Origin of the sequence: Streptomyces sp. NPDC088725 (assembly GCF_044751305.1) — a bacterium.
Taxonomy (GTDB): domain Bacteria; phylum Actinomycetota; class Actinomycetes; order Streptomycetales; family Streptomycetaceae; genus Streptomyces.
Genome location: NZ_JBIVLO010000004.1, coordinates 153,863 through 180,203 on the forward strand (window position 1 = coordinate 153,863; position 26,341 = coordinate 180,203).

Below are 26,341 nucleotides of genomic sequence, written 5' to 3' on the forward strand. Positions count from 1 at the left end.
CTCCCTTACGGGCGCGGGACTCCCGCATTCATCCGAACGTGGGCGAGGCCCGGCAGGGGTGACGAGGGCGCGGGCCAACAGAGCTGATGCGGATGGGAGTTGGCGCCCTGGAACCAGCGCCGGCCGACACAGCCCCGTTCCTCGCACGGCCCCGGTTCCACCCGGGGTCATCGCGGTCCGGTGCGCGCGGCGGACGGCCGGTGTGTCGACGCGGGTGTCCCTGGGGACGCGCTGCGATGATCCCCGGTGTCGCCATGTCGGAGTGTTTCCGGATATGGCAGCCCGTCCAGCCCTTCTCCCTTCTTCCGAGGTGGCACGTGTCGAGATTCCCAGCCTCCCGTTCGTCCGGTACACCCCGTACCCCGCTCGCGGGCCCGCTGCGCGCGCTGTTGGGGGCGTTGGTCGCCCTGGCCCTGCTCCTCACCGGGTCTGCCGGGTCCGCGGTGGCCCTGACGCCCGCCGGAGGAACGCCGGGACACGGCGTCGCGGCGGTCGTCGCGGAACCCAAGGCACCGTTGACCGACGCCCAGTGGCGCGCGCACGTCGCCGAGGTCCAGCGGCGCCTGGACCAGGCCGTGGCGCAGGGGCAGGAGACCGACGTCCGGTACACCGTGGGCGGTGACCGCGAGCACTGGTTGCCGTCGCGCGTGCGTCGTCAGCGCCAGGTCGCCGACGAGCTGTACGCCCGCGGCGCGTCGGTGCCGAACGAGGGCCGGGCGGTGTTCACGGGCGGTCCGATGGGCGCGGGGAAGACCACGGTGCTCACCAAGTACTCCGGCATCGACCTGTCGCGCTACCTGGTGGTGAGCGCCGACGACGTCAAGGACGTGATGTGCGAGCACGGAATGATCCCCCGCATCGCGGGACTGACACCGCTGGAGGCGAGCCTGCTGATCCAGCCGGAGTCCTCGCTGATCGCCAACATGATCGCCGCCCGGGCCTACCAGGAGCGCAAGAACATCATCTGGGACTTCTCGATGTCCTCGCGCGGTGCGGTCGAGTCGCGCATGACGGCCATGCGCGCGGCGGGCTACGGCGAGATCAACGCCGTCTTCGTCGGCATTCCCGTGGAGATGAGCGTGCAGCGGGCCGATCACCGGCACCGGGTGGGCCACGAGGCGTTCCGCAACGGGCAGGGCTGCGGCGGACGTTACGTCGTTCCCACGCTCATCCTCGCCGGTGCGGACCCCGTCTGGGGCAGCGTCAACCGCCGCGCCTTCGAGGAGACCAAGGACCAGTTCGACCACTGGTCCCTCTACGACTCGTCCGGCTCGGCGCCCGTACTCGTGGCCAAGGGGACCGGCGGTGACGCGGGCCGGTCGTGAGCGAGGTCACCGACATCCTCTCCGCGCTGCGCACCGGCCGCCTGAGCCTGGAGCAGGCTGCCGAGCGGATGCGCCGCGTCGACTGGCGTCATCCCCGGCCGGCGCCGGGCCTCGGGCCGCGTGATCCGGAACCGACCGTCCCGAACTCGTTCGAGGAGGTCGTCCTGGCGTACTCCCGCCACGAACTGACCGACGCGCAGTACGCCGTCCTTCTGGACGCGGCCACCGGCGGGGACCGGGACGGCGCCGGCGGGGCGGGAGGCTGACGGGCCGGGCCCGTCCGTACGACAGGGGTGCCGCGCCCCCGACGGGGTGCGGCACCGCCCGGCGATGTGGCGGACGGTGCGGAATTGCCACTCCATGCCGGATGTGAAATGTTGCGATTGAGCCCGCAATGCGGCTTCCGGACGAGGGGTGCCGTACCCGGTGTGCGACAAGACGGCCCACGGAGGTTGTCATGTCGTGGTTGATTCTTGCCCTCTCGGGCGCCCTGGAAGCCGTGTGGGCCACCGCTCTGGGCAAATCCGACGGGTTCAGCCGGCTGACCCCGTCCCTGGTCTTCGCGGTCGCCCTGGCCGGGAGCATGGGCGGGCTGGCCTATGCGACGCGGGACCTGCCCCTCGGTACGTCGTACGCGGTGTGGGTGGGGATCGGCGCGGTGCTCACCGTCCTGTACGCGATGCTCACCGGTGAGGAATCGGTGAGCGCGCTGAAGCTGGTGTTCCTGGCGCTGATCGTCGGGAGCGTGATCGGGCTCAAGTCCGCTCACTGAGAAGGCGATTGACCGCCGCTACGGGCTGCCGACGCCCACCGGTCCCGTTACCTGCCGCCTTTGCCGACCTTCGCTGTCACGGCGGTGACGATGAGGTCGAGCGCGTACTCGAACTCCTCGTCGTGGCTGAACCGGGCCAGATAGGGCGCCGCTTCGACGAGCGCGGGCATGCCGGACGCTTCGAGGTCACGTTGCCGCCGTGCCGTGGCCTCCGGAGCGACCGTTCCGAACGTCGGCCCGTCGGAAACCTCGCGCAGGAGCGTTCCGACGACCGAGGCCAGCAGCGTCCTCAGCAGATGGACCGACTCCTCGGGCCCGCAGCCGGCCGCGCGGAGCACCGACAGGACGCGGGCGACGGGCTGAAGGCCTGCCCGGGAGGCGAGTTGGCGGGTCAGTACGAGGGTTCCGGCGCGCGGGTGCGCGAGGGTGTTGGCGCGGAACGTCCGGCCGATGGCGCGCAGGTCCGTGTCGAGTGATCCCGTCGGTTCGGGCAGCGCGACTCCGGCCAGGATCTGTTCGGCGACGGCGTCGAGGAGGTCGTCCTTGCCGTCGACGTAGTTGTAGAGGCTCTTCGCGTCGACTCCGAGGCTCCGCGCGACCGTGCGCATGCTGACGGCCTCGATGCCCTCGCCGTCGATGACGGAGAGCGCGGCTCTGACGATGACATCCCTGGTCAGCGTCCCGACACCCTTGCGGGGCCGACCGCGTCGGGGTGCCGGTCCCGGCTCGTCGCCCGTGGGTGCCGTGTGCGTTGTCACCGCTTCATCATGCCTCATTCTTGCGAAAACCCACGGCGTGGGCTATACCTGTGACGCGCAATACCCACAGCGTGGAATTAGTGCGGAGAGAGCGTCGAAGGAGCCGAGTGGAGGCCTGGATGCGGCATTTTCCGTGGAGCACGGCGAACGTGGTCGACCTGCCGACGATCGGCACGCCCGTCGACACCCTCAGCGATCCGAGCCGGTCACCCGGAGGGCCCGGCGCGCGGCTGGCAGCGGTCCGGCTCGAAGGGGCCGCGTTCAAGCGGGAGTTCGCGACGACCGGCACTCCCGACACCATCACGACCCACGACCTGGTCACGCTGCCCTACCCGACGCGCTTCGGCCTCTTCCGCGCGTCGCGGGCCATCGCGCCGTTCCTCTCGATCACCAACCGCATGCTCGTCATCCGGTGGCACGAGACCGACGGGCGGGAACGCGTCCTCCTCTTCGAGCCCAGCGACGTCGAACTCGGCCGCTACACGCCGTACTTCGACCGGCTCGCGCAGCGGACGCCCGATGTCGTCGCGCGCCGGATGCTGACCGAGCACGGGACGGTACGGGACCACCTCGCCGGCCTCGGCATCGCGCCGGAGGACGTCGACTACCTGCTGTTCGACCATCTCCACACACAGGATCTGCGGCGCTGGATCGGCACCACGGCGTATCAGGCGGACCTGGGCGATCAGCCGGCAGCGGCCTTCCCGAACGCCAAAGTCATCGTGCAGCGCGACGAGTTGGCCGGCATGGCCGAGCTGCATCCGCTCCAGCGGCCCTGGTACCAGCCGGGCGCCTACCGTGATGTGCCGCCCGAGGCGTTCCTCCCGATCGACGGGTCGGTGATCCTCGGGCCGGGCGTCGGCGTGGTGAAGACGCCCGGGCACGTGTTCGGCAACCAGAGCCTGATCGTCAACACCTCGACCGGCATCTGGGTCAGCAGCGAGAACGTCATCGCGGCGGAGTGCCTGACACCGGAGCACTCGAAGCTTCCCGGGCTCGCGAAGTGGAGCCGGGAGTGGGAGCAGGAGGTCGTGCTCAACGCCAACTCCATCGAGACCACGGCCGATCAGTACAACTCGATCGTCCTGGAGAAGACGCTCGCCGACCCGAGCCAACGCGACCCGCGATTCCGCCAGTTCTTCCCGTCCAGCGAGCTGACGGGCGCCTGGACGAACCCCGGCACGACACCGACGTTCAGCCACCGCGCCCTCACCCACGCCCACACCCACACGAGCTAGCGAGCCATGACCATGAAAGCCGTGCCCACGAAAGCCGTGCCCATGAACCGCTTTGTGCTGCCCGACGAGTCCATACTCCGCGCCCGCGAGAAGCTTGTCCTCGACCACTTCCAGGACGAGGTCGACCAGGACTGGGGCGCCACCCTGTCCACCTTCCCGCACCCGCACTACGAGTTGATCGCGCAGATGAAGGTGCACGACGGGGAGGCGGCCGTGCGCGAGTACTACGACGAGACGCGCGTCGCCTTCCCGGACCAGCACCACGAGATCATCGCGTTCCGGCACAGCGTCGACGCCGTCATCGTGGAATTCTGGCTGCTCGGCACACACCGCGGCCCGCTCGGCGAGATCCCGGCGACGGGCGGCACCCACCGCACGCGCATGAACGCGTACTTCGTCTTCGACGAGAACGAGAACCTCGTCACCGAGCGGATCTACTTCGACCAGCTGACCATCCTCAAGCAGCTGGTCGAGGGGGTCGACAGGCGCAAGCCGAGCGGGATACTCAAGCTGCTCCGGATCCTCAAGGGAGTGCTCGCGATGTCGGGCGGCGCACCGGACGCGCGCCTGCTGGACACCACCCCGCCGGACTTCGTCCGCCGGGACTGACCGCCGAACCCCGCGGGAAACTCCTCCGGGGCGCCCGCGGAACTCCTGCGAGGCGCCCGCGGACCTGCCGCCCCGCGCGGACCCGGCCGGTTAGAGTGGGCCGCCGGACAAGCGATGTTTCGACCCTTTCGCCCACGACGACCGGCGACGCGACTCCCGTGCCGGTCGCCACGGTCGCGCGTCGCCGACGAGGAGACGGTGACCATGTCCATCGCCGGAGAACTCGTCACCGGGACACTCGGCTACGACGGCGGTCGGCGCGTCACGGCGTACGTCCCGCCGCGTGCGCCCGAGGCGGTCGTGTTCGCCGGTGACGGCCAGTCGGTCCCGCGGTGGGGCGGGGTTCTGGAGACGGCCGTCGGGCTGCCGCCCACGATGATCGTCGGTGCGCACCGGTCGACCGACGAGACATCGCGGCTCCATGAGTACTCACCGGGCTTCGATCCTGAACGGTTCGCGGCGCACGAGGAGTTCTTCGTCAACGGCGTCCGCCGATGGGCGCGCTCGCGCTTCGGACTCGCGCTGCCCGCCGCGCGCACCGCGGTGTTCGGCGTCTCCGCCGGCGGGGAACTGGCGCTCGCTGCCGGGCTCCGGCACCCGCGGCTCTACGGTGCGGTCTTCTGCGCATCGCCGGGCGGCGGCTACCGGCCCTGTGGCCCGCTGCCGGGTCCGCTGCCGCGCGCGTACTTCGTCGCCGGCACGTCGGAGCCGTTCTTCCGCGAGAACGCGACGCGATGGGCGGTCGCGCTGCGCGACGCGGGCGGGGACGTCGTGATGACCGAGCGGACCGGATCGCACGGTGGCGCGTTCTGGCGTGAGGAGCTTCCGCTGATGGTGGCCTGGGCGTTCGGGCCATGAGCGTTCGGGCCATGAGCGTCGACCCCGCCCTCTCGCGCCCCACTCGCCTGCTGAAGCGTTCCGCCGCGCAGACCACCCACCGTCGCGCCCTGGCGGCGGAGCTGGAACCGCGCGCTGCCCGCGAAGGCGGATGGCCGGTGTTCGCGCCGGGCAGGGAGGGGCGGCTGCACGCGTTTCTCTGACGGCTCCGATCGTCCCGGCGGGTGGCGCGGGACATCGGGACTTCGGACATCGGCGAGCAGGGGCCTCCGAAGAGGCGCCCCAGGGGCGGCGTTCAGGCACAGGCGGCGGCCCCGGCGCGGGCGGCGTTCAGCGCAGGCGGCGGTTCAGGACGACGACGTGATATCCAGGATCGCGCTGTCCGGCTTCAGGGCGGCGATCCGCACCGTCACCGTCCCCGTGCCGTTCCCGATCGTTCCTCTGCCGCCCTGGCCGCCGAACGTCATCGAGCCGGAGCCGCCCGAGGGCTGCGCGTGGTGCAGCCGGACCGAGCCGTTCTCCACGGACGCCGTCACCTTGAGCGTGCCGACCGTGAAATCCACCGGCTTCGACGTGATCAGGATCTGGCAGGCGCCGTCCTCGCACGCGCTCGTGTCCGTACCGTCCGCAGCCGCCGGCAGACCGCCCGCCGTCGGAGCGGGGGTCCGGGCCGGGGCCGGAGCGCCGGGGCGGTGGGCGCAGCGCGGGGCGAGGTCGTACGCGGCGGCCAGCTTCGCGTTCTTCGCCACCAGGTCCGGCAGGTCGGGGTGCGGGGCCTTGAGGGACGCCACCAGCTTGGCCACGCGCTGGGCACGGCTGACCTTCTCGGCCGCTGGGAGATTGCCGACGGTCATGAAATCGGCGAGCTTCGTGACCTCGGGCCGGATGCCGTCCACGCCCTTCGCCTGGACCGCGCGCAGGTGGTCCGCCTCGGCGATGCCCGACGGGTCCAGGCCCGCGAAGCCGCGCGCGACGGTGTTCAGCGAGGTGGACATCTGCGAGAGGTAGCTCTGCGCGCCGTAGCCGGATTCCTGGCGGAAGACCGGGTCGTCCATCGGGTGCGTGATCTCCTCGATGGTCTGCGCGCTGCTCTTCTGCGTGGCCGCGAGGGCCGACGTCGTCTCGCACATCGTGTCGACCCAGACCACCAGCGCGCGGCTCGGACTGCCCGACCCGCCGGGCTTGCTGTCCGTTCTGGCGGAGTCACCGCCCGTGTTCGACGCCGTACAGCCGCCGACCGCCAGCGCGAGCCCCGCCGCCAGGCCGGTCGCCAGGAGCGCGGTGCGCCGGCGCGTCGCCCGTACTCGCGGCGCCCTCATCGCGTTCCTCGCCTTCATCGCCCTCGTCGGCATACGAAGTCCTCTCCTGACCTCGGCTCTGACCACGGCTCCACCAGCTCTGACCACGGCCCTGACCACGGCTCCGACAGCTCTGACCACGGCTCCTGATCGCGGGAGGAGCGTAGCCAGGCGTGGGCCAGATCACACCTGATGCACACTATTCGGACATCAAGTTCACTCGCGAGAGGGCAATGGCCGGAATAGGTCATCCGCGCCTTCCGTTATATGGTCAGTTGAATTTTCAACCAAACACCTGGAAAGGGTGAGCGCGATGCAGTTCGGGATCTTCACAGTCGGTGATGTCACCACCGACCCGACCACCGGACGTACGCCGACCGAACACGAGCGGATCAAGGCGATGGTGACCATCGCGCGGAAGGCCGAGGAGGTGGGGCTCGACGTCTTCGCGACGGGCGAGCACCACAACCCGCCCTTCGTTCCCTCGTCGCCCACCACGATGCTGGGCTACATCGCGGCCACCACAGAGCGGCTGATCCTCTCCACCTCCACCACCCTGATCACCACGAACGACCCGGTGAAGATCGCGGAGGACTTCGCGATGCTCCAGCACCTGGCGGACGGCCGCGTCGACCTGATGATGGGACGCGGCAACACCGGTCCCGTCTATCCGTGGTTCGGCGAGGACATCCGGCAGGGCATTCCGCTGGCCATCGAGAAGTACGCGCTGCTGCACAAGCTGTGGCGCGAGGACGTGGTGGACTGGGAGGGCAAGTTCCGTACGCCGCTCCAGGGCTTCACCGCGACGCCGAGGCCGCTCGACGGCACACCGCCGTTCGTCTGGCACGGCTCGATCCGGTCCGCCGAGATCGCCGAACAGGCCGCGTACTACGGGGACGGCTTCTTCGCCAACAACATCTTCTGGCCCAAGCAGCACTTCCAGAAGCTGATCGGTCTCTACCGCAGGCGCTACGAGCACTACGGCCACGGCACCGCGGACCAGGCGATGGTCGGGCTCGGCGGGCAGGCGTTCATGCGGAAGAACTCGCAGGACGCGGTACGGGAGTTCCGGCCGTACTTCGACAACGCTCCGGTCTACGGGCACGGGCCCTCGCTGGAGGACTTCAGCGAGCAGACACCGCTGAGCGTGGGCAGCCCGCAGCAGGTCATCGAGAAGACCCTGGAGTTCCGGGAGTCCTTCGGCGACTACCAGCGCCAGCTGTTCCTGATGGACCACGCGGGGCTGCCGCTGAAGACCGTGCTGGAACAGCTGGACCTGCTGGGCGAGGAGGTCGTTCCCGTGCTGCGCGAGGAGTTCGCACGCAACCGGCCGGCGCGGGTCCCGGACGGGCCTGTGCACCCGGCTGCCGTCGCCGGTTCTGCTGCCGGTTCTGCGAGGGAGGTCTGACCATGGAGAGAGACACCTTGAAGCTCGTGGCCGTGTCGGCCGGGCTGAGCAAGCCGTCGTCCACGCGGATGCTCGCCGACCGGCTGACGGAGGCGACGCACAGCGCGGTCCCGGAGGGGCGCTCCGTGGACGTACGGGTGGTCGAACTGCGCGATCTGGCCGTCGACATCGCGAACAACCTGGTCACCGGCTTTCCGGCCGCTCCCCTACGGGAGGCGCTGGACGCGGTGACCGGCGCGGACGCCCTGATCGTCGTGACGCCGGTCTTCGCGGGCTCGTACAGCGGACTGTTCAAGTCGTTCTTCGACCTGGTCGAGCCGGACGCGCTCGGCGGCACGCCCGTACTGCTCGCCGCGACCGGCGGCACCGCACGCCACTCGCTGGTCCTGGACCACGCGCTGCGCCCGCTCTTCGCGTACCTGCACGCGCTGACCCTGCCGACCGGTGTGTTCGCGGCCACGGACGACTGGGGCTCGGGCGCGGACACGCACGCGGGCGGGCTTCCGGCCCGAATCGAGCGGGCGGGCCGGGAGCTGGCGGGGCTGCTGGCCGGGTCGCTCGCCGGACGGTCGGCCGGACCGTCGGCCGGACCGATCACCGAGCAGCCCGCCGGACAGGCCGCCGGGTCGCCCGGGAATACCCCAGGGCCTTTTACGCCTGAAGCAGATGCAGACGAAGTGGTGCCTTTCGAACAACTTCTCGCGCGACTTGCGTGAGTCTGTTCCGCGGGTTTGTTCCGGGCAATGAAGGTGACCGATCACGCTGACCGGTCCGGAGAAGGAGAGCGTCATGGGCAAGATCGTGGTCGGTGTGGACGGCTCGGAGTCGTCCCTGAAGGCGCTGGCCTGGGCCGTGCGGCAGGCCAAGCTCACCGGTGACAAGGTGGAGGCCCTGATCAGCTGGGAAACCCCCACCAGCACCTGGGCCGTGATGTCCCCGGCCGTACCGGCCGACTTCGACCCCGAGCAGCTGGCGGGCAAGATACTGGCCGAATCCGTCGAGAAGACGGTCGGCGTGGACGCCGTCTCCACGATCGATCAGCAGGTGGTCGGCGGACACGCCGCGCAGGTCCTGGTCGACCGGTCGGCGACGGCCTCGCTCGTCGTGGTCGGCGACCGCGGGCACAGCGAGTTCGCGGCGGCGCTGCTCGGCTCGGTGAGCCAGCACGTCACGCATCACGCGAAGAGCCCGGTGGTCGTGGTGCGCGGTGAGCGAGCCGAGATCTGACCGGCTGTCGAGAACGAGCGGAGGAGGGCGACGGTCCCTGGCATCAATGGGACCGTCGCCCTCCGGCTGTTTTCGGGGCTGGGGCTGGGGGCTGGAGCCGGGGCCGGGGCCGGGGCCGCTTGAGGCTCACACGGCCTCAGATGGTCGGAATCGTCCCGCCGTCGATGACGTGCTCGGTGCCCACGACGGACGAGGCGCGGTCGGAGACGAGGAAGGCGACCAGTTCGGCCACCTCCTCGGGCTGGGCGGGCCGCCCCAGCGGGATGCCGCCGAGTGAGTCCATGACCTGCCGCAGCGCCGCCTCGCGGTCGATGCCCGCGCCTTCCGCCATCCGGTCCACCAGTCCGTCCGCGCCCGCGGTCTGGATGAAGCCGGGCGACACCGTGTTGACGCGTACGCCGTGCGGCGCGACCTCGTTGGCGAGGCCCTTGCTGTACGTGTTCAGCGCCGCCTTGGCCGCCGCGTAACCGAGGGTCGCCTCGTACAGCGGCATGCGGTGCTGAATCGATGTGACGTGCACGATCGCCCCCTTCCCTCGCTCGATCATGCCGGGCAGCAGCCCGCGGTCCAGGCGTACGGCGGCGAGGAGGTTGGTGTTCAGCTCCGCGTCCCAGTCCTCGTCGCTCAGCGCGGCGAACCCGCCGGACGAGCTGTGCGATCCGCCGAAATTGTTGACGAGGATGTCGATCCCGCCGACGCGCTCCCGCGCCTGCGCGACGACATTCCGCGCGCCCTGGGGAGTGGTGAGGTCGGCGCCGATGAACAGTTCGGGAGCGACGTCGTCGGGGCGGCTGCGCGCGGTCGCCAGGACCGTCGCCCCGGCCTGCGCGAGGCGCAGGACGATCGCGGCGCCGGCGCCCTTCGTGCCGCCGGTGACCAGGGCGCGTCTGGCATCCAGGGAACCGCTGACGGGCTGTGGCATGGCGTGCGTCCTTTCCCGTCGTACTAGCCGTCGTACTAGCCGTCGTACTAGCCGTCGTACTAGCCGCTCCGGTCCGAGGCGGACCGGAGCGGCGAACGGTCGCGTACGGTCCGGCCGCGTTCACCGGCCGTACGCGACCGGCTCCCGTCAACTCGCGACGGCCAGCGGCTCCTTCAGCTCCACCATGTCCGCCACCACGCACGCGATGTTGTCCGGGCCCCCGGCCCGCCTGGCCAGCTTGACCAGTTGCTGTACGGCGTCGTCCGGCTCGGCGGCCGTGGTGATCACCTCTCGTACCTCCTCCGGCGCGACCACCGCGAACAGGCCGTCGGAGCACAGCAGATAGCGGTCCCCGGGCTGCGTGTCGTGCAGCCGCAGGTCGGGGCGCCTGCGGCCCTCGTCGCCCTCGGGGCTGTCGATCCCGTTCGGGCCACCGGGTCCGTCGAGCCCGTCGAGCGCCCTGAGCAGCATCATCCGCTGCGGATGCGAAAGCGCCTCCTCGGCGGTGAGCGCGCCCTCGTCGATCATCGACTGGACCACGGTGTGGTCCTGGGTGATCTGGAAGAACGCGCCGTCCCGCAGCAGATAGGCGCGGGTGTCGCCGATGTGGACGAGCGCGAGCTGCGAACCGGTCCACACCATCGCGGTCAGGGTGGTGCCGGAGCCGGAGTAGCCGTCGACGGCGCGGTTCGCCGCCTTCACGGACTCGGCGAGCGCGTTGAGCAGGTCCCCGCCGTGGACCGCCTCGGCCGGCGGCCTGATCGCCTCGATCGCGGCCGTACTGGCCGGAGCGCCTTCGCCCCCGTACCCGTCGGCCACGGCGAGCAGCCGCGAACTCGCGTACACCGCGTCCTGGTTGGTCTCACGAACCAGACCCCGGTCCGACCGGGCCGCGTAACGCAGCCCAAGAGCGTTTGACATAGCAGCAACGCCTTTCCCTGCCGGATGGTCCGACAGATGGTTGATGAGGAAGGTCGCCAGTTCCCGGCGATGGGCGGTCTCGGCCTCGACCCGCGCCCAGTACGCCCGGATGTCCTCGGCCGCCCTGGCGGCTCCGGCCGCGTCCGTCTCGCAGAGATCGCACACGTCGCGGATCCGGGCCAGTGGCATCCCGATGCGCCGTAACCACGCCACCAGCCGGGCCCGCTCCAACTGCGCCTCGTCGTAGTACCGGTAGCCGTTGTCGGCGTCGACGCGCGCCGGACGCAGCAGGCCCAGGTCGTCGTAGCGACGCAGCGCCTTCGCGGACAGCCGGGACATACGGGCGAACGCACCGATCGTCAGCGGGCCCATGCTTCCCTCCCTCCGCCGGGCTCTCCGCCCGGCACCACTGATGCTTGGGCTTCCCTGTGGAGGAAGGTCAAGAGGAGGCGGTGAGGGGACGGGCGGCCAGGATGCGAGGCCAGGGAGCGAGGGGCCCGCGCGCACGCGCGGAACTCGCGGCAGTACTTACTGCTCACGACCCACCGCCGCGCGGCACGCCCGTGCTCCTGCTCCGCGCTCGCAGTACTTACTGCCGCCGCACGCCCGTCCTCGCGGTATTTACGCGGCACGCCCGCGCTCCGCGCGCGCAGTACTTACTGCTCGCGCATGTAGAACCAGTAGAAGCTGATCAGCACCGCGCCGATGCCGACACCCAGCCCGATACCGCACGACCTGTAGATGCTCGCCCCGGTCAGGGCGTGCAGGAAGCCGACCGCCCCGCCGATCAGTACGCCGTACGCGGCGGCCCGCAGCTCGCGTGGCAGGACACGCTGGAAACGGGTGAGGACGAAGACCAGCACAGCCAGCCCCAGCCCGGATATCAGCGCGAGAGCGAGCTGCCCGTAGGTGGCGGCTCCACCACCGCGCGCGAGGAACGACGTATAAGCGCCGTAACAGATACCCAGAAAGATCGACAGAGCGGGAGCGAACGGTGAGACATGGTGTCCGGGTCGACGGGCGCGATGCCGCGCGGGTGCTGCCGCTGGAGTGGCCATGACTGATGACTCCTTCCCTCACACCCCCCGCGACCCCCACCCATCCAGGGCACACCCGCATGCCATGAGCGGCAAGTCAGAGGGGCCGCGGCCGCCCCGCGCGAGCCGGTCACCGTACGGCGGCGCACTGCTCGCGCCGCCCGTCGGGCCCGCGTTACCTGAGGATGTGCGGACCTCCCTCTCCACGGCCCTGACCAACGTTCTCTCCGCGGTTCTGATCGTCCTGCTGACGGTCCTGACTCCGCTGAGCGCGGTCGCGGCGTTCATGAAGCTGGAGATCGGCGACAGCGACCGCTTCGTCGCGACGACCGCTCCGCTCGCCTCCGACCCGCACGTACGCGCGGCCATCACCGAGCGCGTCACCGACGAGGTCATGAAGCAGATCGACGCGGGACCGCTCCAGGACCAGGTACGGGCGCTGCTCCACGACGCCGTACGGTCCTTCACCGCGACCCCCGCCTTCAAGACGGCGTGGACGGCGGTCAGCCGTGCCACCCAGAACGCCACGGAACAGGCGCTGAGCAGTAATCACGACAACGGACGGGCGGTCACCATCAATCTGGCGACCGTCACGGAACAGGTGAAGCGGCAGTTGGTCCACGAAGGGGTGCCGCTGGCCGACCGGATCCCCGTCCAGCACACCGACATCACCCTCCTGGAACCCGACGGCCTCGGCGGCTGGCTCGATCTCGTACGTGACCTCCAGGCGGCCGGGATCTGGCCCGCCGTGGGAACGCTGGTGCTCGCGCTGGCCGCGATGCTGCTGCCCCCGCGCGGACACCGGCGGCGCGCGGTGGTCGCCACCGGCCTGGCGTTCGCGGTCGGCGCGGTGGTGCTGTTCGTGGCGATCTCGATGGGGCGGGGGCTGACGCTCGACAATCTGCCGTCTCCTTCGGACCGTTCGGCGGGCCGCGCGGTGTACGACGCGCTGACCGCATCCCTCCGTACGACGGCCTGGTCGGTCCTCTCGGCCGGAATCGTCCTCGCGCTGGCGGCCGTACTGACGGGGCCTTGGGTGCGTCACCGGCGGCTTTACTGAATCTTTATCGCCAGAGACCTTTCCCAAATGTCGCCTTTGCTCCGTTTGGAGCACCATGAAGCTATGAGCCAGAACACAGCACAGCGCCCCCCCAACACCACGGGCTACGGCGCTGGCCAGAACATGGGCACAGGAGCAGGAACAGGCATGGGCGCCGGAACTGGCACGGGCTCGGGCACCGGCGCCCACTCACATGTGGGAAGGAGCTCTACCTCGCCGAGGGGCGGAAGCCTGTTCGCCTCGGTCGTCCTGATGGTCATCGGCGCGACGAACATCCTCCAGGGTGTCGCGGCCGTCCGGAGGGACAGGGTCTTCACCAGCGTTTCCGGCTACGCGTATGCCTTCAACCTCCACGCATGGGGCTGGATCCACGTCGGCCTGGGCGTCCTGCTGGGCGTCGCGGCCCTCGGGATCCTCATGCGGTCGCGCATAGCCAGGTACATCGGGATCGCTTTCGCGTCGCTGAACCTCGTAGCGCAGTTCATGTGGCTGCCGTACCAGCCGATCTGGGCCGTGGTGGGCATGGCGCTCTCCGCGTTCGTGATCTGGGCGCTGGCGATCGACTGGCACGCCAGGAGGACGGCGTAAAGATTCACACCTGAGGCTCGGAGCGGCCACCCCCTTCGCGGTGCGGTGGCCGCTCCTGGCCGTTCCGGAGCGTGTCGCGAACGCACCTGATGGACGTGAACGAGCGTGGATGAGCGAGAACGAACGCGGAGGGACCAGTCGCCATGAGCACCAGCACGCCGGGCAGCACCTCGGGCAGCACTCCTGGCAAGGACGGCCAGATCCTGGACAACATCAACGAACTCGTCGCGGAGGAGCGCTCCCTGCGCGCACGCTCCACGGAAAGCCGCGGGCTCGGCGACGAGGAACGCGCGCGGCTCAACTCCGTAGAGGTCCAACTCGACCAGTGCTGGGACCTGCTGCGTCAGCGCCGCGCCAAGTCGGAGTTCGGCGAGAACCCGGACGAGGCGGCGGTACGCCCGGCGAACGAGGTCGAGGGCTACCAGGGCTGAGGCCGGCGGGGAACCCGGGCCCATGAGCGGCAACGAAGCCAACGGCAAGGGCACTACCGGTGCCCGGCGCGCCGCGCCCCGCCTCTACCCGCCCGAGTGGCTGCTCGCGAGCCTGCGTCCGCAGCCCGTCCCGATCCCCTGGGCCGCCGCCGCGCGCGCGGTCGTGGCACTCGGAGTGCCCCTCGCGGTCGGCCTGGCCACCGGCAGGACCGTGTACGGCGCGCTGGTGGCCATCGGCGCGCTGTTCGCCGTGGTCAGCGACACCGCCGACGCCTACCGCATGCGGCTGCTCACCATCACGGTCCCGCAGCTCAGCGGCGCGATCGGGGTCACACTCGGTTTCCTGGTGTTCGGCAGGGGCTGGGTCGCGGTCTCCGTGCTGACGCTGCTCGCCCTGATCTCCGGCATGATCTCGTCGATCGGCGCCGTGGCCTCCACTTCCGGACTGCTGCTCCTGCTCGACGCGGAACTGGGCGCGGGGATCCAACTGCCGGGCCCGTGGTGGAAACCACCACTGCTGTTCAGTATCGGCGGCCTCTTCGTCCTCGCACTGACGCTGGCGGCCTGGCCACTGCGCGGCCGTGTGCCGGAACGGGCCGCGGTGGCCGGGACGTACCGCGCGACGGCCGACCTGCTGGAGGCGGCCGGCACCGAGCGGTACTCCGGCAGCCGACAGACCGTCAGCCAGGCCCTCAACCAGGCGTACGACCTCGTCGTCGCCCGCCGCGCCCGCGACTACGGCCGCCGCAGCCCGCTCGTACGGCTGCTCGCGCAGCTCAACGCGGTCATCCCGCTGGTCGAGGCCGCACCGGCGGTCCACCAGGCCGGCGGCGTACGGCACGCGGCGATCCCGGCGGCCGTGCGGGAGCTGGCGGACGCGGTCGCGGCCGGGCGTACGGGCGGCCGTGCGCCGCGGCTCCCCGAGCCCGGCGGCCCGTCCGAGCACGCCGTCGACACCGCGCTGCGGTACGCGGCCGACGTCGTACGGCAGACCGACCCGACCCGGCTCAGCACCGACGACCGGCTCGGCCTCCCGGCCACCCTCGGCATCCGGCTGCGCCGGGGGACGCGCAACGTCCTGCTCTCCGAGGCGTCGTGGCGCTACGGGCTGCGCCTGGCGCTGTGCGTGGGACTCGCGCAGACCTTCGTGTCGCTGGTCCCGCTGACGCACTCGTACTGGATCGCGCTCACCGTCACCTTCATCCTGAAACCCGACTTCGGCTCGGTCTTCTCGCGCGCGGTCCTGCGCGCGCTGGGCACGGCGGTGGGGCTCGTGACCACGGCGGCGGTACTGGCGGCGGGACCGACGGGGTGGTGGGACGTCGGCCTGGTGGCGGTGCTCGCGGCGCTGGTACCGGCGGTGTTCGCGAAGGGGTACGTCTTCCAGACGGCGGCCATGACGCCGGTGATCCTGCTGCTCACCAACCTGCTCAACCACGAGGGCTTCAACCTGCTGGTGCCACGGCTGTACGACAACCTCATCGGCTGCGCGATCGCGCTGATCGCGGGTTACCTGCTCTGGCCGGAGAGCTGGCACGCCCGGATCGGACACCGGCTGGCGCAGGCGGTGGAGGACGCGGCGGAGTACGTGGCGTGCGCGTTCGGCGGGACGAGGGCGTCGGAGACGGCCGGGCCCCCTGCTGCTCGGGACGCGGGCGCGACTGCGTCCCCGGGCGCGGGCTCGGCTCCGGGCTCGGCTCCGGGCTCGGCTCCGGCTGCGGACGCGACTCCGGCTCTTGAGTCGGCTCCAGCCCCTGCCTCGGGCTCGGCTCCACTCTCGGACCAGGGCGAACGGGTGCGCAGACGCCGTCGCCTCTACCGCGACCTGTCGGCGCTGCGCGCCGAGTTCCAGCGCGCTCTGACCGAACCTCCGCCGGTCAGCGCGCGAGCGGTCGCCTGGTGGCCGCTGCTCGTCGCCGTGGAACGCGTCGTCGACGCCACCACGGCGGCCCACGTCCGCGTCAACCACGGCGCCCCTCCACCACCGCCGGCCGAAATCGCCGATATCGAGCGGCAGTTGCGAGGCCTGGCGGAGGGGGTGCGGTCGAGCGAGGAACTGGTGGAAGTACGCGCGGAACTGACCGGCGACGAGAACGGCGTACTGGCTCCGCTGCGGCAGGAAGTGAGAGCGGCGCGGGCGATCACCTCACCACAGGGGAGGGCCGGGCTCACCGCTCGGTGACCTTGAGGGTCACCCAAACCCGCTTGCCGGGCCCCCTCCTGGGCGCCACGCCCCAGTCATCGGCAAGCGCGGCGACCAGCGCGAGCCCTCGCCCGCTCTCGTCCTCAAGGCCGGGCGTACGAGGCCGGGGAACCGTGTCCCCGGCGTCCTCGACCTCCAGCCTGAGCAGCCCGGCGGCGCGGCAGAGAGTGACGGCGATCTCCCTTCCGGGCGGACTGCCGTGCCGCAGGGCGTTGGTGACCAGCTCGGAGAGCAACAGAGCGGCGGTCTCACCCGGCTCCCCGGAAAGCGCGATGTCCACCTGCAGAACCTCGCGCGCCCGCCCAACGCTGCGCGGGTGGCTGGGCAGCCGGAACGTCACGTGCCGACCGTACTGATCCTGCTGATCATGCCGGTCGTACTGATCGCACTGTTCATGCTCTTCGTACTGGTTGCACTGCTCACCATCGTGGTTCATGGCAGTGACCTTCCCTGCGGCGAGGCCTTTTACTGTCCGTGAGACCAACGTGACGATCCGAAGTGACCCGAGGTGGGAGGGCATCTGTCAGAGGCATGTGCCGGGTGAAGGCCGGGACGTGCCTCTGACAAGAAGCTGCAGCGGGCCCCGCCCAGTGCGGCGGGTGACGGGCGGAAAGGGAAGACCGGTCGTAGTGTCCGCGTGGATCTGGGAGAGCGGCAAGGGTCTGGCACTTATGGACGACCCGGCCAAGGTGGATGCCGCGAACGAGCGCGGTGAGGATTGCATTGGTACGGCGATGATCGGCCCGGCGCTCCATTGTTCACCGAAAGAAGCGTCGCCTCGGATCGTCAGAGCGACGCAGTTGCCCACGCGCATGGACAGGTCCAGACGCGGAGCCGAAGGCCACCAACAGCTTGTCGGACAGTGCAATCCCGAAGCACGCCGTCAGCGCAGCGCCCCAGCCACGCCATCTACCTCCTGGAGGGTGTTCACCGTGACTGAGGCCATGCCGCATCCGGGGCAGTGACTCCCCATGCTGCCGGACCGCGACCTCCCGCTCCTCGAGCGATCCCAACACTGACGGCATCCAAGGACATTCGGCGCCTCCACGGATGAGGGCACCATGCGTCATCTCTACTGCGGGAAAAGTGACTTCTCTTCTGACCAGCAGAGACCAGTGGGTCGAGTCCGATCATTCCTGCGGCCTGTGTTGAAAAGGGGTAACAACCGACGTCATCCGGGTGCCTGCCTCCGACGCGGACCGCCGCTCCGATCCGCGCGAAATCGTCGACTGGGCCCCACCCTCGCGCAACTCAGAGTCCCACCTGCAGTGCTTCTCCGCCATGACGCTCAACTCTCCCGCAGTGAGGGCTCCGCGCTACGAGAAAATGGACACCTCGACGTGCAATCGTCCCACTGTCGGACTGCGTTGCTAGGGTGCTGGAACGCCGTAGGAGGGGGAGTCATGGGGGACAACAGTGATCTCGAAGTCTCGGACGAAGACCTGGTACTCGATAAGCATGTGGGGCAGACCGATACCCAGTTGCTGAGTAGGCTGCGCGATCAACCCGCCATCGCCGCTGCGTCCACCTTCCCCGACCTTGCGATCGCACAGAAGGTGACTCAGGATTCGATGGACGAGATAGGGCCGGATCCCAGCAAGGCAGAAAATGCGGACAAGCCGAATACGGGAGTCAACAACCCCCAGAAAATCGAGAACTGGCTATCAAAGCCGCGCAGGGACAACTCAATACTGGCGCTGGACACGGTGGAATTCGATTATGCCACCGGAAGGACCATGCCTGCCGGATCACCATCAGCGAGTGACACACACAGCGTTAAGGTAGTACTCAAATACAAGAACGGCATCGACCCTCCGTATGTCGTCTACACTTCTATGCCAACCCACCCCTAGTTCCTTAAGCGAGTGAGATCGTGAGCGTCGCCAGACTGCCCGAATGTGCGACCCAACTCTTCGACGAGCGAAGCGCCTTTCTGTTTTTGGCACAGCGGGCGAACGAGGATTGGGTCCATGATGCGTTGTCGGTGATCCAAGGCTCGAAGAGCGGAGACCGTATCGGGGTCGCCCCTGTCGCGATGTTCGATGCCGTCACATCGGACGATCTGCGCCAGAGCCTACTGTCCGTGAACCGCCGTGGCGCCGAAGATCTGCTGAAGCTCCTCGCGGTCGGTTCCTTTCATCTGGGCCCCGACGCGTCACTGCGAGAGGCGAATGAAGTCAGAGACGGCTGCGTCAGGGGGATTGTCCGCGCCGTGGGCGAAGAGGTTGAATTCTTCACCAACCACGGCCATGCCGAAGATGGAGCCGATGCGGATTTTTTCGCATCCAGCTTCCACTTTAATTCACTGTCGACAGTGCTCTATGACGTTTGTCTGATTGCCGTCTCATCGCAGTATCTCCTCGTCGCCTGGAGATTTGAAGATGCGTAGTGACAGCTATCCGGACGCGCCGGTTTTCGATTCTCAACTTTTCAAGGTTTCAGCAATGCCAATCCGGAATAGATCCGCCGGCTACCTCGACCGAGAGACCGCTCAGTGGTGTACCCAACAGGTGGTGACGCGCAACGAGCAGGTCATCCACCGCTGGCTTTCCCAGTCGACACGGCAGCGCCTCACTATCGAGGGCACCTGGCCGTCCCGTCCGCATCCGATCGGGCGTGTCCTGTTGCAGGCGATGATGCTCGCTGGGCGTGACGCTGTCGATGTCCGCGCTGCCCGTGTGATCCTGAAGCGAGATGCCGCAACCCCGCACGGTTTCACTGTGCACGCCACCTTCCCGATCTACCTCTAGAGGCGCCCGTGTCACTGAAGCCGCTCGAACACGACCGTAGATACGGCGAGTTGGATCAGGTCATGCGTGCCTATCTGGGCCGTACCGCCGAGGACGAAGAGGCACTCACCGCGTATCTGCGGCACCACTGGCGTACGCGCCCCTGGGCGATCGCTGCTGCCGAGCACCAGTTGCGGGAGTACGCCAAGAATCCTCCGGGTCGGCTTCGGCTACGCCTTGGTGAGTTTTATCCCGTTCCCGATGTCGGACTTGCAGACGCCGATATTCAGGCGTGGCTGCTCGGGCTTGCCAACCGTCTCAGGGAGAGCGTCGAGAATGGCGAGGCACCGCCGCCTGCTCCTCCACAGACTCACTGGGAGTGGCACGCCCGCTTTCCCGAGCTCGCCCAGTTGCTGGGGGGCTGGTTTTCTCAGGACATGCCGAACGAGTTCGAGGACCACGAGGATGCGCTCCAGGACTATCTCGAAACCACCGATCCGGGGATCATTGCCCAGTTGACGGGTGAGCTGCACGATCTGCTGGTGCTGCCCTTGGAGGAGTCCGACTACGCTGTCGCGGTCGCCGAGTTGGGCATGGAGATTGATCCCCCAGCCCCGTACAGCCCCAGCGGTTGGCTCGCCGAACTCGCCGGGCGGTTCGCGGTGGCTGGTACCTCTGGGTGACCAACACGACCACGAAGCTGTGCGAAGGCAATAGGCCTGAGCATCCCAACCCTGCCCGCCCTCGGCCCGAACCCGTAGATAACAACCCACCCCGCGTCAACAATCTCGACATGAGCGGACGCGAGTTGGCTCACTTTGGTCCGGCGGAAGCTCAGCGCCGACGGCCCGGTGAAGTTCCCCCCGGGTCCTGGACGGCAGGTGTTTACGCTGCGGGGGTGAGGTCCTGCCTGAGCAAGGTTCTCGTTTCAAGCGGGGTGACGTACCCGTACTCGGGGTGCCTGCGGAGTCGGCTGCGGTTGTATTCGATCTCGATGTAGCGGAAGACGTCGGCCCAGGCGGCCTCTCGGGTCTCCCAGACGGCGGTTCCGATCTCCGCTTTGAGGACGGCGAACCAGCTTTCCGCAGCAGCGTTATCGAAACAAGAGGCGTCGGAACCCAGAGTGTGGGTGTCCTACCTTGCGGTACCCGACGCCGAGGCGTGCTGGGTCTGTGGCGTTCCCGCGGTGCTGTTCTTCTGCGACGACAGGACGCAGTGGTTCACCTGCGTCACGCACCACGGGGCGATAACGCTGCGGCTGCTGCGCGGCGACCTTGTGGGTACGCCGACGTAGCACAACGCGTCACCGGCAATCACAGGGACGGTCGGCGGTCAGCCGGCGCTCAGGCACATCACCACGTACGCGAAGACCGCCAGGGCCGCCAGGGCCAGCGCCGCCACCGCGCAGCCGGCCAGGCCGGTGACGCTCGCTATGACGGACCATCCCAGCCGCGTCGCGCGGGCGGCGCGGTCGACGGCGGCTTCGTAGGCTCTGTCGTCGTTCCAGTCGCGTTCGCTCATGGCCTCATCCTCACCTGGCGGCCCGCACGGTCCGCAGGCGGAGCCCCATGCCCTCAAAGCCCCTGGAGCCGGTCCAGCTCCCTCCGGTCGCGCTTCGTCGGGCGGCCGGCGCCCCGGTCCCGGGTCGCTACCGGGGCCACGAACTCGCGGGGCGGGGGCGGCGGGCTGTTGTCGACGTAGCACTGCACCGCCGCCGGAGGGCCCACGCGCTTGCGCACGATGCGGGACACGACCACCACCCGTTCGTGGCCGGAGTGCCGTACGCGGACCTCGTCGCCCGCCTTGACCGCGTACGCGGGTTTGACGCGCTCGCCGTTGACGCGGACGTGGCCCGCGCGGCAGGCCGCGGCCGCCTGGGAGCGCGTCTTGGTGAGCCGTACCGACCAGATCCAGGTGTCGACCCTGGCCGTGCCCGTCACCTCGCCCGGCGCCGGGGTCCCGCTGGTACCACCTGTACCGCCCCGCGCGTCCGGTTCGCTCGCTGCTGCTGCCTCGGAAGCCATACGTCGAGGGTACGAGAGCCGGCTACGGGAACGAGCGCGGAACGTTCCGCGACAAGTCCGCTACCGATATTCCGCGACCGATACCCGGCGCCTCACCGCACACTCACGACTACGATGCGTTCGATCTTCCGTTTCTGACACACCGACACATGAGCACGACACACACGACACATGGGCACGACGCGACGTACTTCCCGGAAGCAGTGAACGCCATGCGCAGCAACCCAGGCAGGGGGCTCCAGCCCAATGTCCTCGGTACCTTCGACACCGTCGTGATGGCCGTCGCGGGCAGCGCGCCGGCCTATTCGCTCGCCACCACCACCGCCGTGCTCGTCGGCGCCGTCGGGCTCGCCAGTCCCGCCGCGCTGCTCTACTGCGCGATACCGATGCTGGGGATCGTGTTCGCGTACGGCAGGCTCGGGCGGCTCGACGCCAACGCGGGCGCCGCGTACTCGTGGGTGGCCCGTACGCTCCACCCGTTCCTCGGCTTCCTCTCCGGCTGGGCGCTGGTCATCTCCACGACGATCTTCATGGTCGCCGGATCGCTGCCCGCCGGCGCGATGACGCTCGCGCTCCTCGACGGCCCCGACGGCCCTCTCACCGGCGACACCCGCCTCGCCACCCTGGTCGGCGCGGGCTGGCTGCTGATCATGGTGCTCGTGGTGCTCGGCGGCGCCAGAATCACCGTACGGGCGCAGCTCCTGCTCTCCGGCGCGGAGATGGGACTGCTGCTCATCTTCATCGTCGTGGCGATCGCCCATGAAGGCTCCGCGCGCCCCTTCGACTGGTCCTGGCTGGGGTTCGCCCACTTCCACGGCGCGTCGGGCTTCGCCTCCGGCGCGCTGGTGGCCGCCTTCTACTACTGGGGCTGGGACATCACCAGCAACCTCAGCGAGGAGACCCGCAACAGCCGCAGGACGGCCGGACTCGCCGCGCTCATCGGTATCGGTGTGGTCTTTCTGCTCTTCGAGGCGTTCACCATCGCGGTCAACATCATCCTCAGCGACGAGCAGCTGGCGGCCGGCAGCGCCAATGTGCTCGGGGCACTGGGCGAGGTGCTGTGGCCGGGCATCGGCGGCAAGCTGCTGATCGTCGCGGTGATGCTGTCGACGGTCGCGACCCTCGAAACCACCCTCATCCAGGTGACGCGCTCGCTGTTCGCGATGGGCAGGGACCGTACGCTGCCCGCCGCGTTCGGCAAGGTGCACCGGCGGTTGAACACGCCCTGGGTCGCGATCACCGTGACCGGGGTCGTGGGGCTCGGCATGCTCGCGGCGGCCACCGCGATCGGTTCCGTGACGGAGATCGTCGCCGACTCCGTCACCGCCATCTCCCTCCAGATCTCCGTCTACTTCGGCCTCGCGGGCCTCGCGGCGGTCGTCGCGTACCGGAAGGTGCTGCTGCGTTCGCTCAGGGACTTCGTCTTCGCCGGGCTCTGGCCGCTGGGCGGCGCGCTCTTCATGTTCTGGATCTTCTTCGAGTCGCTGAGCGAGCTGAGCCGGACGGCGATCGTGATCGGGATCGGCGGCCTGGCCGTGGGACTGATTCCGATGTTCTGGTATTGGCGCAAGGGCAGTTCGTACTACTGTCCGGCCAAACTGGACGCGACGCGGATCGTGGCGGACGACGGGGCGTACGCCGACACCGCGCTGGGCAGATCCGAGCGGACGGACGAGGCGCTGTCGACCGACTTCTGAGGGGGCGGCGTCCTGAGGGTCCGGGTGTTCTGAGGTTCTGAGGGGAGTGCCGCGTTGGCCCAGCACCGTCACCGCGCGCCTGACGTTCCGTCACAGGTTCGCCAGTCCAAGGTCAGGGAGCCGAAGGTCAGGCAGCCCGCCAAGCACGGTCCGCCGGTGTTCGACACGGACCTCGGGGACCTGGCGCTGACCGAGGCGCGGCAGGACATCGTCATCGGCCGCTGGCAGGGCGTACGTGACCTCCTGCGTACGACGGGCGACGACTGGACGCGCCGTACGCACCGGCTACGGATCCTCTCCCATGCGGCGGCGGGCAGTTCGGCGGTGGAGATCTGGCGGGCCGCCGAACCGGACAGCCCGGACGCGGCGGTGCTGTGGGCGGCGACCGAAGTCGTACGGGTCTTCAACCAGGCGATCGCGGCGGACCGAGGAGCGAGCGGACCAGGCGGACACGGCGGTACGGGCGTCTCCCAGGCGCGGTTGGACGACGTGGTGCTCTCCTGCCTGAACGCGGCGGGCGGCAGGCCCGCCGACCCGATGCCGTGGATCTCGCTGCTCACCGTCGCCCGGCTGTACGAGCACGGCGTGAGCGGTGACGAACTGCGGAGCTGGTTCGACGAGATGCGCAGGCGCGACCCGTACAACATGGAGGGGCACATCCAGCTGCTCCGCTACTTCTCCGCGCGGTGGCACGGCTCGCACGGCAGGATGTACGACTTCGCGCGCGACGCGGCGGGCGCCGCGCCGCACGGCTCGCCGCTTCCCGTGCTGGTGCAGATCGCACGGGTGGAGGAGTTCCGCCATCTGACGGAAACGGCGAGAAACCGGCCGCCTGCGCGCGGCATCGGGCAACAGCAGCACTGGCGCCACGAGCTGGCGGTGACAGAGATACGGCGCACCTTCGACCGGTGGCTCGGCTGGCGGGCCCGGGGGCCGGTCGCGCCGGAGGAGATCACCGAGCTGAACTACCTCACGCACGCGGCCTGTTACGCGGGACAGAAGGGCGAGGCGCGGGAGTTGTTCCTGTTGTTGGGGTGGCGGGCCACGCGGGTGCCATGGTCGTACACGGGGGACGCGGCCGGGCAGTTCACGTCCTTCAGACGGGCGACACTGGACAGCTGAAAGGCTGAACTGCCGAACGGACAGCGCCGGTCCGCGCCGGCGAAGCGGGCGGTGTCGCGGGCGGTGTCGCGGGGGTGTCGCGCGCTGCGCCGCAGGCCGGAGGGCGTCGTGGGACCGCGCGCCGTTCGTGACCGGGCAGGCAACTTCCGCGCATCTTCCCCGCATCTTCCTTGTCACGCGCGGGCCTCCCCTGCCGGAGATCACTCGGAGCGGCCGCTAACCTTACGTATCCGCCCTGGCCAGGGATGCGGGGTTCCGCCCCGGTGAAGTCCGCCGGGACCCCGGCCCCCAGGAGCGGACAGATACACGGCACCCAACTCATCTGGAAGGCCTCGCCCATGGGCATTCGGAGCTTGCTGCGCAAGGTGTTTGGACGCGACCGTGGGGAGCGCAACGAGTCGGCGGCAGCCTCCGTACCGCCGCAGGCCGACCACATCGACCGCGCCACCGAGCACACCACTGACCACACCGATCACGCGGAGCGCCCGGAATCGGGCGTGACCAGCGCGAGCGTTCCCGCACAGGCACAGGAGAGGAACACCGCCGAGGGCTCGGCGAGTACGGCGGCCAAGCCGGGAGCGGCGTCGGACCTGGTGGCGGCGGCGTTCGACAGCGCCCGCGCCCAGAGGACGGAACGGAACAACTCGGCGACGATCCCGGCGCAGAAGTCCTCGCCCGGGGAGCCGGCCGTGACGGAGCCGGCTCCGGCGGAGACCGCTGTGGCCGAGACCGCTGTGGCCGACGCGCCCGTGGCCGAGACCGCCGTGGCCGAGGCGCCCGTGGCTGAGGCGCCCGTGGCTGAGACCGAGCCGACGGAGCCCGCCCTGACGGAGGCCGCCGCCGAGGAGCCCACCGCGGAGGAGTCCCCGGTGACGGAGCCGGCCGAGACGAAGCCCGCCGTCACGGAACCCGCTGCCGAGGAGCCCGTCATTACGGAGCCTCCGGTGACGGAGTCCCCGCGGAACGACCCCCTCGCGGTGGCGGACCCCGTCGTCGGGTCGGCAGAGGAGGCGGAGGCGGCCGCGGCAGCACACGAGGCGGCGGCTGCCTCGCCCACGTCCGCGTCCACGCCCGACGCGGACGACGCGGACGACGCGGTGCCCCCGGCCGAGGAGCCCGAGGAGGCTCCCGTAGCGGTGACCGCCGCTGCCGACGCGGACATCGTCGCCACGAAGGCCACGACGGACGAAGCCGAGACCGAGCCCGAGGCCGACCCCGAGCCCGTGACGGCCCCCGAGCCCGCAGCGGAGTCCGTACCCGAGCCGGTCGCCGCCCCCGAGCCCGCACCCGCGCCGATCGCCGCCCCCGAGCCCGTAGCCGCGTCCACGGCCACCCCCGCGGCCGAGGCCGAGCCGGAAGCCGCGCCCGCGCCGGAAGCGGAGGCCGAAGCCGAACCCCAGCCGCAGGCCGACCCCGAGCCCGTGGCCGCAGCCACGCACGCCGCGCCCACCACCACCGCGCGCCCCGCGCACCCCCTCGTCGCCCACCGCGACGCCGCCTACGGCGCGCTCCAGGAGCGTGGGCTCGTCGACGCGCGTGCCGTCGTGTACCTCGTACTCGACCGCTCCGGTTCCATGCGGCCGTACTTCAAGGACGGCAGCGCCCAGCACCTCGCCGAGCAGACCCTCGCGCTCGCCTCGCACCTCGGCGAGGACGTCGTCGTGCGCACGGTGTTCTTCTCGACCGACATCGACGGGACCGGCGACCTCAGCCTGTCCTCCTACGAGGGCCGGATCGAGGAGTTGCACGGCTCCTTCGGGCGCATGGGGCGTACCAGCTACCACCGCGCCGTCGAGGAGGTCGTCGAGCACTACGAGAAGTCCGGGGCCGAGGTGCCCGCGCTCGTCGTGTTCCAGACCGACGGGGCACCCGACGCCAAGCTGCCCGCGCGGCAGGCGCTCGTCGCGGTGGCCGGGAAGCCGATCCACTGGGCGTTCGTGGCGTTCGGCGAGCGTGAGTCCAAGGCGTTCGACTTCCTGCGCAAGCAGCGCGCGGAACTGACGAACGTCGGGTTCTTCCACGCCGGGCCCACGCCCAGCGAGGTTCCCGACGCAGATCTCTACCGCGCGGTACTCGACGGCTGGAAGCCCGGCACCGAGAGCTGATCCGTCAGCCGCCGGCCGCCGCACACCAGC

The 26,341-nt window shown here is 69.8% G+C and carries 32 protein-coding genes and 1 riboswitch; of the genes, 23 read left to right on the top strand and 9 right to left on the bottom strand.

From position 1 onward, the window contains the following. Positions 1-317 precede the first annotated feature (317 nt). The 3 genes from ACIP6N_RS10850 to ACIP6N_RS10860 all read left to right on the top strand — a co-directional run bounded on the left by ACIP6N_RS10850 (position 318) and on the right by ACIP6N_RS10860 (position 2,097). Positions 318-1,325: a zeta toxin family protein gene (locus ACIP6N_RS10850; protein ID WP_401814598.1), complete on the top strand. Its 1,008-nt coding sequence runs from the start codon at positions 318-320 to the stop codon at positions 1,323-1,325. Next, positions 1,322-1,591, top strand: a complete 270-nt coding sequence (locus ACIP6N_RS10855) for a hypothetical protein (RefSeq protein WP_401814600.1) — start codon at positions 1,322-1,324, stop codon at positions 1,589-1,591. Before ACIP6N_RS10850 ends, ACIP6N_RS10855 begins: the two co-directional genes overlap by 4 nt. 118 nt (positions 1,592-1,709) lie before the next feature. Continuing rightward, positions 1,710-1,773, top strand: a riboswitch (guanidine-III (ykkC-III) riboswitch). 9 nt (positions 1,774-1,782) lie between these two features. Beyond that, positions 1,783-2,097, top strand: coding sequence for a DMT family transporter (locus tag ACIP6N_RS10860; RefSeq protein ID WP_401814601.1), 315 nt, complete (start codon positions 1,783-1,785; stop codon positions 2,095-2,097). Positions 2,098-2,144: 47 nt separating this feature from the next. On the opposite strand, the gene ACIP6N_RS10865 is transcribed toward ACIP6N_RS10860, so the two are convergent. After that, the gene (locus tag ACIP6N_RS10865; protein ID WP_401814602.1) at positions 2,145-2,855 is read right to left on the bottom strand and encodes a TetR/AcrR family transcriptional regulator; all 711 of its coding nucleotides are present in this window, start codon (positions 2,853-2,855) and stop codon (positions 2,145-2,147) included. Between the two features lie 119 nt (positions 2,856-2,974). Between ACIP6N_RS10865 and ACIP6N_RS10870 the strand changes: the two genes are divergently transcribed. The 4 genes from ACIP6N_RS10870 to ACIP6N_RS10885 all read left to right on the top strand — a co-directional run bounded on the left by ACIP6N_RS10870 (position 2,975) and on the right by ACIP6N_RS10885 (position 5,742). Continuing rightward, positions 2,975-4,093: a hypothetical protein gene (locus ACIP6N_RS10870; RefSeq protein ID WP_401814604.1), complete on the top strand. Its 1,119-nt coding sequence runs from the start codon at positions 2,975-2,977 to the stop codon at positions 4,091-4,093. Positions 4,094-4,105: 12 nt separating this feature from the next. Beyond that, positions 4,106-4,702, top strand: a complete 597-nt coding sequence (locus ACIP6N_RS10875) for an ester cyclase (protein WP_401815214.1) — start codon at positions 4,106-4,108, stop codon at positions 4,700-4,702. A gap of 204 nt (positions 4,703-4,906) precedes the next feature. Next, a complete protein-coding gene (locus tag ACIP6N_RS10880) occupies positions 4,907-5,560 on the top strand; it encodes an alpha/beta hydrolase-fold protein (RefSeq protein WP_401814605.1) in 654 nt (217 codons plus the stop codon). A gap of 11 nt (positions 5,561-5,571) precedes the next feature. Next, on the top strand, positions 5,572-5,742 hold the full coding sequence (locus tag ACIP6N_RS10885; protein ID WP_401814606.1) for a hypothetical protein: 171 nt from the start codon (positions 5,572-5,574) through the stop codon (positions 5,740-5,742). 144 nt (positions 5,743-5,886) lie between these two features. Here ACIP6N_RS10885 and ACIP6N_RS10890 read toward each other — a convergent pair whose 3' ends face one another. Next, the gene (locus ACIP6N_RS10890; protein WP_401814607.1) at positions 5,887-6,891 is read right to left on the bottom strand and encodes a hypothetical protein; all 1,005 of its coding nucleotides are present in this window, start codon (positions 6,889-6,891) and stop codon (positions 5,887-5,889) included. 259 nt (positions 6,892-7,150) lie between these two features. On the opposite strand from ACIP6N_RS10890, the gene ACIP6N_RS10895 reads away from it, so the two are divergent. The 3 genes from ACIP6N_RS10895 to ACIP6N_RS10905 all read left to right on the top strand — a co-directional run bounded on the left by ACIP6N_RS10895 (position 7,151) and on the right by ACIP6N_RS10905 (position 9,472). After that, on the top strand, positions 7,151-8,245 hold the full coding sequence (locus tag ACIP6N_RS10895) for an LLM class flavin-dependent oxidoreductase (RefSeq protein ID WP_401814608.1): 1,095 nt from the start codon (positions 7,151-7,153) through the stop codon (positions 8,243-8,245). A 2-nt stretch (positions 8,246-8,247) separates the two neighbouring features. After that, entirely contained in the window at positions 8,248-8,961 is a 714-nt protein-coding gene (locus ACIP6N_RS10900; RefSeq protein WP_401814610.1) for an FMN reductase, read from the top strand. A gap of 73 nt (positions 8,962-9,034) precedes the next feature. Further along, entirely contained in the window at positions 9,035-9,472 is a 438-nt protein-coding gene (locus ACIP6N_RS10905; RefSeq protein ID WP_401814611.1) for a universal stress protein, read from the top strand. Positions 9,473-9,608: 136 nt separating this feature from the next. On the opposite strand, the gene ACIP6N_RS10910 is transcribed toward ACIP6N_RS10905, so the two are convergent. From ACIP6N_RS10910 to ACIP6N_RS10920, 3 genes are all read right to left on the bottom strand, one after another. Then, positions 9,609-10,394 carry an SDR family oxidoreductase gene (locus tag ACIP6N_RS10910; RefSeq protein ID WP_401814612.1) on the bottom strand — a complete coding sequence of 262 codons (786 nt, stop codon included), beginning with the start codon at positions 10,392-10,394 and terminating at the stop codon, positions 9,609-9,611. A gap of 147 nt (positions 10,395-10,541) precedes the next feature. Beyond that, a complete protein-coding gene (locus ACIP6N_RS10915) occupies positions 10,542-11,687 on the bottom strand; it encodes a MerR family transcriptional regulator (protein ID WP_401814613.1) in 1,146 nt (381 codons plus the stop codon). A gap of 284 nt (positions 11,688-11,971) precedes the next feature. Then, the gene (locus ACIP6N_RS10920) at positions 11,972-12,373 is read right to left on the bottom strand and encodes a hypothetical protein (protein WP_401814615.1); all 402 of its coding nucleotides are present in this window, start codon (positions 12,371-12,373) and stop codon (positions 11,972-11,974) included. Between the two features lie 64 nt (positions 12,374-12,437). Here ACIP6N_RS10920 and ACIP6N_RS10925 point away from each other — a divergent pair, with 64 nt between their 5' ends. From ACIP6N_RS10925 to ACIP6N_RS10940, 4 genes are all read left to right on the top strand, one after another. Next, positions 12,438-13,412, top strand: a complete 975-nt coding sequence (locus ACIP6N_RS10925) for a hypothetical protein (protein ID WP_401814617.1) — start codon at positions 12,438-12,440, stop codon at positions 13,410-13,412. A 147-nt stretch (positions 13,413-13,559) separates the two neighbouring features. Next, positions 13,560-14,000, top strand: a complete 441-nt coding sequence (locus ACIP6N_RS10930; RefSeq protein WP_401814618.1) for a hypothetical protein — start codon at positions 13,560-13,562, stop codon at positions 13,998-14,000. Positions 14,001-14,143: 143 nt separating this feature from the next. Continuing rightward, positions 14,144-14,431 (top strand): DUF2630 family protein, encoded by a 288-nt coding sequence (locus tag ACIP6N_RS10935; RefSeq protein WP_401814619.1) that lies wholly within the window; start codon positions 14,144-14,146, stop codon positions 14,429-14,431. A 22-nt stretch (positions 14,432-14,453) separates the two neighbouring features. Further along, complete coding sequence (locus ACIP6N_RS10940) at positions 14,454-16,613, top strand: FUSC family protein (RefSeq protein WP_401814621.1); 2,160 nt, start codon at positions 14,454-14,456, stop codon at positions 16,611-16,613. Here the strand turns inward: ACIP6N_RS10940 and ACIP6N_RS10945 are convergent. Then, positions 16,600-16,974: an ATP-binding protein gene (locus tag ACIP6N_RS10945; RefSeq protein ID WP_401814622.1), complete on the bottom strand. Its 375-nt coding sequence runs from the start codon at positions 16,972-16,974 to the stop codon at positions 16,600-16,602. The genes ACIP6N_RS10940 and ACIP6N_RS10945 overlap by 14 nt on opposite strands. Between ACIP6N_RS10945 and ACIP6N_RS10950 the strand changes: the two genes are divergently transcribed. The 5 genes from ACIP6N_RS10950 (at position 16,975) to ACIP6N_RS10970 (ending at position 20,046) form a co-directional block, all read left to right on the top strand. Beyond that, positions 16,975-17,112, top strand: a complete 138-nt coding sequence (locus tag ACIP6N_RS10950; RefSeq protein WP_401814624.1) for a hypothetical protein — start codon at positions 16,975-16,977, stop codon at positions 17,110-17,112. 925 nt (positions 17,113-18,037) lie between these two features. Further along, a complete protein-coding gene (locus tag ACIP6N_RS10955; RefSeq protein WP_401814626.1) occupies positions 18,038-18,487 on the top strand; it encodes an RNase A-like domain-containing protein in 450 nt (149 codons plus the stop codon). A gap of 20 nt (positions 18,488-18,507) precedes the next feature. Continuing rightward, the gene (locus ACIP6N_RS10960; protein WP_401814627.1) at positions 18,508-19,023 is read left to right on the top strand and encodes a hypothetical protein; all 516 of its coding nucleotides are present in this window, start codon (positions 18,508-18,510) and stop codon (positions 19,021-19,023) included. A gap of 55 nt (positions 19,024-19,078) precedes the next feature. After that, positions 19,079-19,384: an RNase A-like domain-containing protein gene (locus ACIP6N_RS10965; RefSeq protein WP_401815216.1), complete on the top strand. Its 306-nt coding sequence runs from the start codon at positions 19,079-19,081 to the stop codon at positions 19,382-19,384. A gap of 8 nt (positions 19,385-19,392) precedes the next feature. Further along, positions 19,393-20,046 carry a contact-dependent growth inhibition system immunity protein gene (locus ACIP6N_RS10970; protein ID WP_401814629.1) on the top strand — a complete coding sequence of 218 codons (654 nt, stop codon included), beginning with the start codon at positions 19,393-19,395 and terminating at the stop codon, positions 20,044-20,046. Between the two features lie 202 nt (positions 20,047-20,248). Here the strand turns inward: ACIP6N_RS10970 and ACIP6N_RS10975 are convergent, their stop codons facing one another. Beyond that, positions 20,249-20,485, bottom strand: coding sequence for an IS3 family transposase (locus ACIP6N_RS10975; RefSeq protein WP_401815218.1), 237 nt, complete (start codon positions 20,483-20,485; stop codon positions 20,249-20,251). Between the two features lie 7 nt (positions 20,486-20,492). Between ACIP6N_RS10975 and ACIP6N_RS10980 the strand changes: the two genes are divergently transcribed. Further along, positions 20,493-20,657, top strand: coding sequence for a hypothetical protein (locus ACIP6N_RS10980; protein ID WP_401814631.1), 165 nt, complete (start codon positions 20,493-20,495; stop codon positions 20,655-20,657). A gap of 38 nt (positions 20,658-20,695) precedes the next feature. On the opposite strand, the gene ACIP6N_RS10985 is transcribed toward ACIP6N_RS10980, so the two are convergent. Both ACIP6N_RS10985 and ACIP6N_RS10990 read right to left on the bottom strand, forming a co-directional pair. Beyond that, positions 20,696-20,884 carry a hypothetical protein gene (locus ACIP6N_RS10985; protein WP_401814632.1) on the bottom strand — a complete coding sequence of 63 codons (189 nt, stop codon included), beginning with the start codon at positions 20,882-20,884 and terminating at the stop codon, positions 20,696-20,698. A 53-nt stretch (positions 20,885-20,937) separates the two neighbouring features. Beyond that, the gene (locus ACIP6N_RS10990; protein WP_401814633.1) at positions 20,938-21,387 is read right to left on the bottom strand and encodes an RNA-binding S4 domain-containing protein; all 450 of its coding nucleotides are present in this window, start codon (positions 21,385-21,387) and stop codon (positions 20,938-20,940) included. A gap of 212 nt (positions 21,388-21,599) precedes the next feature. On the opposite strand from ACIP6N_RS10990, the gene ACIP6N_RS10995 reads away from it, so the two are divergent. The 3 genes from ACIP6N_RS10995 to ACIP6N_RS11005 all read left to right on the top strand — a co-directional run bounded on the left by ACIP6N_RS10995 (position 21,600) and on the right by ACIP6N_RS11005 (position 26,311). Further along, positions 21,600-23,084: an APC family permease gene (locus ACIP6N_RS10995; protein ID WP_401815219.1), complete on the top strand. Its 1,485-nt coding sequence runs from the start codon at positions 21,600-21,602 to the stop codon at positions 23,082-23,084. Between the two features lie 156 nt (positions 23,085-23,240). Then, a complete protein-coding gene (locus ACIP6N_RS11000; protein WP_401815221.1) occupies positions 23,241-24,206 on the top strand; it encodes a hypothetical protein in 966 nt (321 codons plus the stop codon). Positions 24,207-24,544: 338 nt separating this feature from the next. After that, complete coding sequence (locus ACIP6N_RS11005) at positions 24,545-26,311, top strand: VWA domain-containing protein (RefSeq protein WP_401814635.1); 1,767 nt, start codon at positions 24,545-24,547, stop codon at positions 26,309-26,311. The last annotated feature ends 30 nt before the right edge of the window (positions 26,312-26,341 follow it).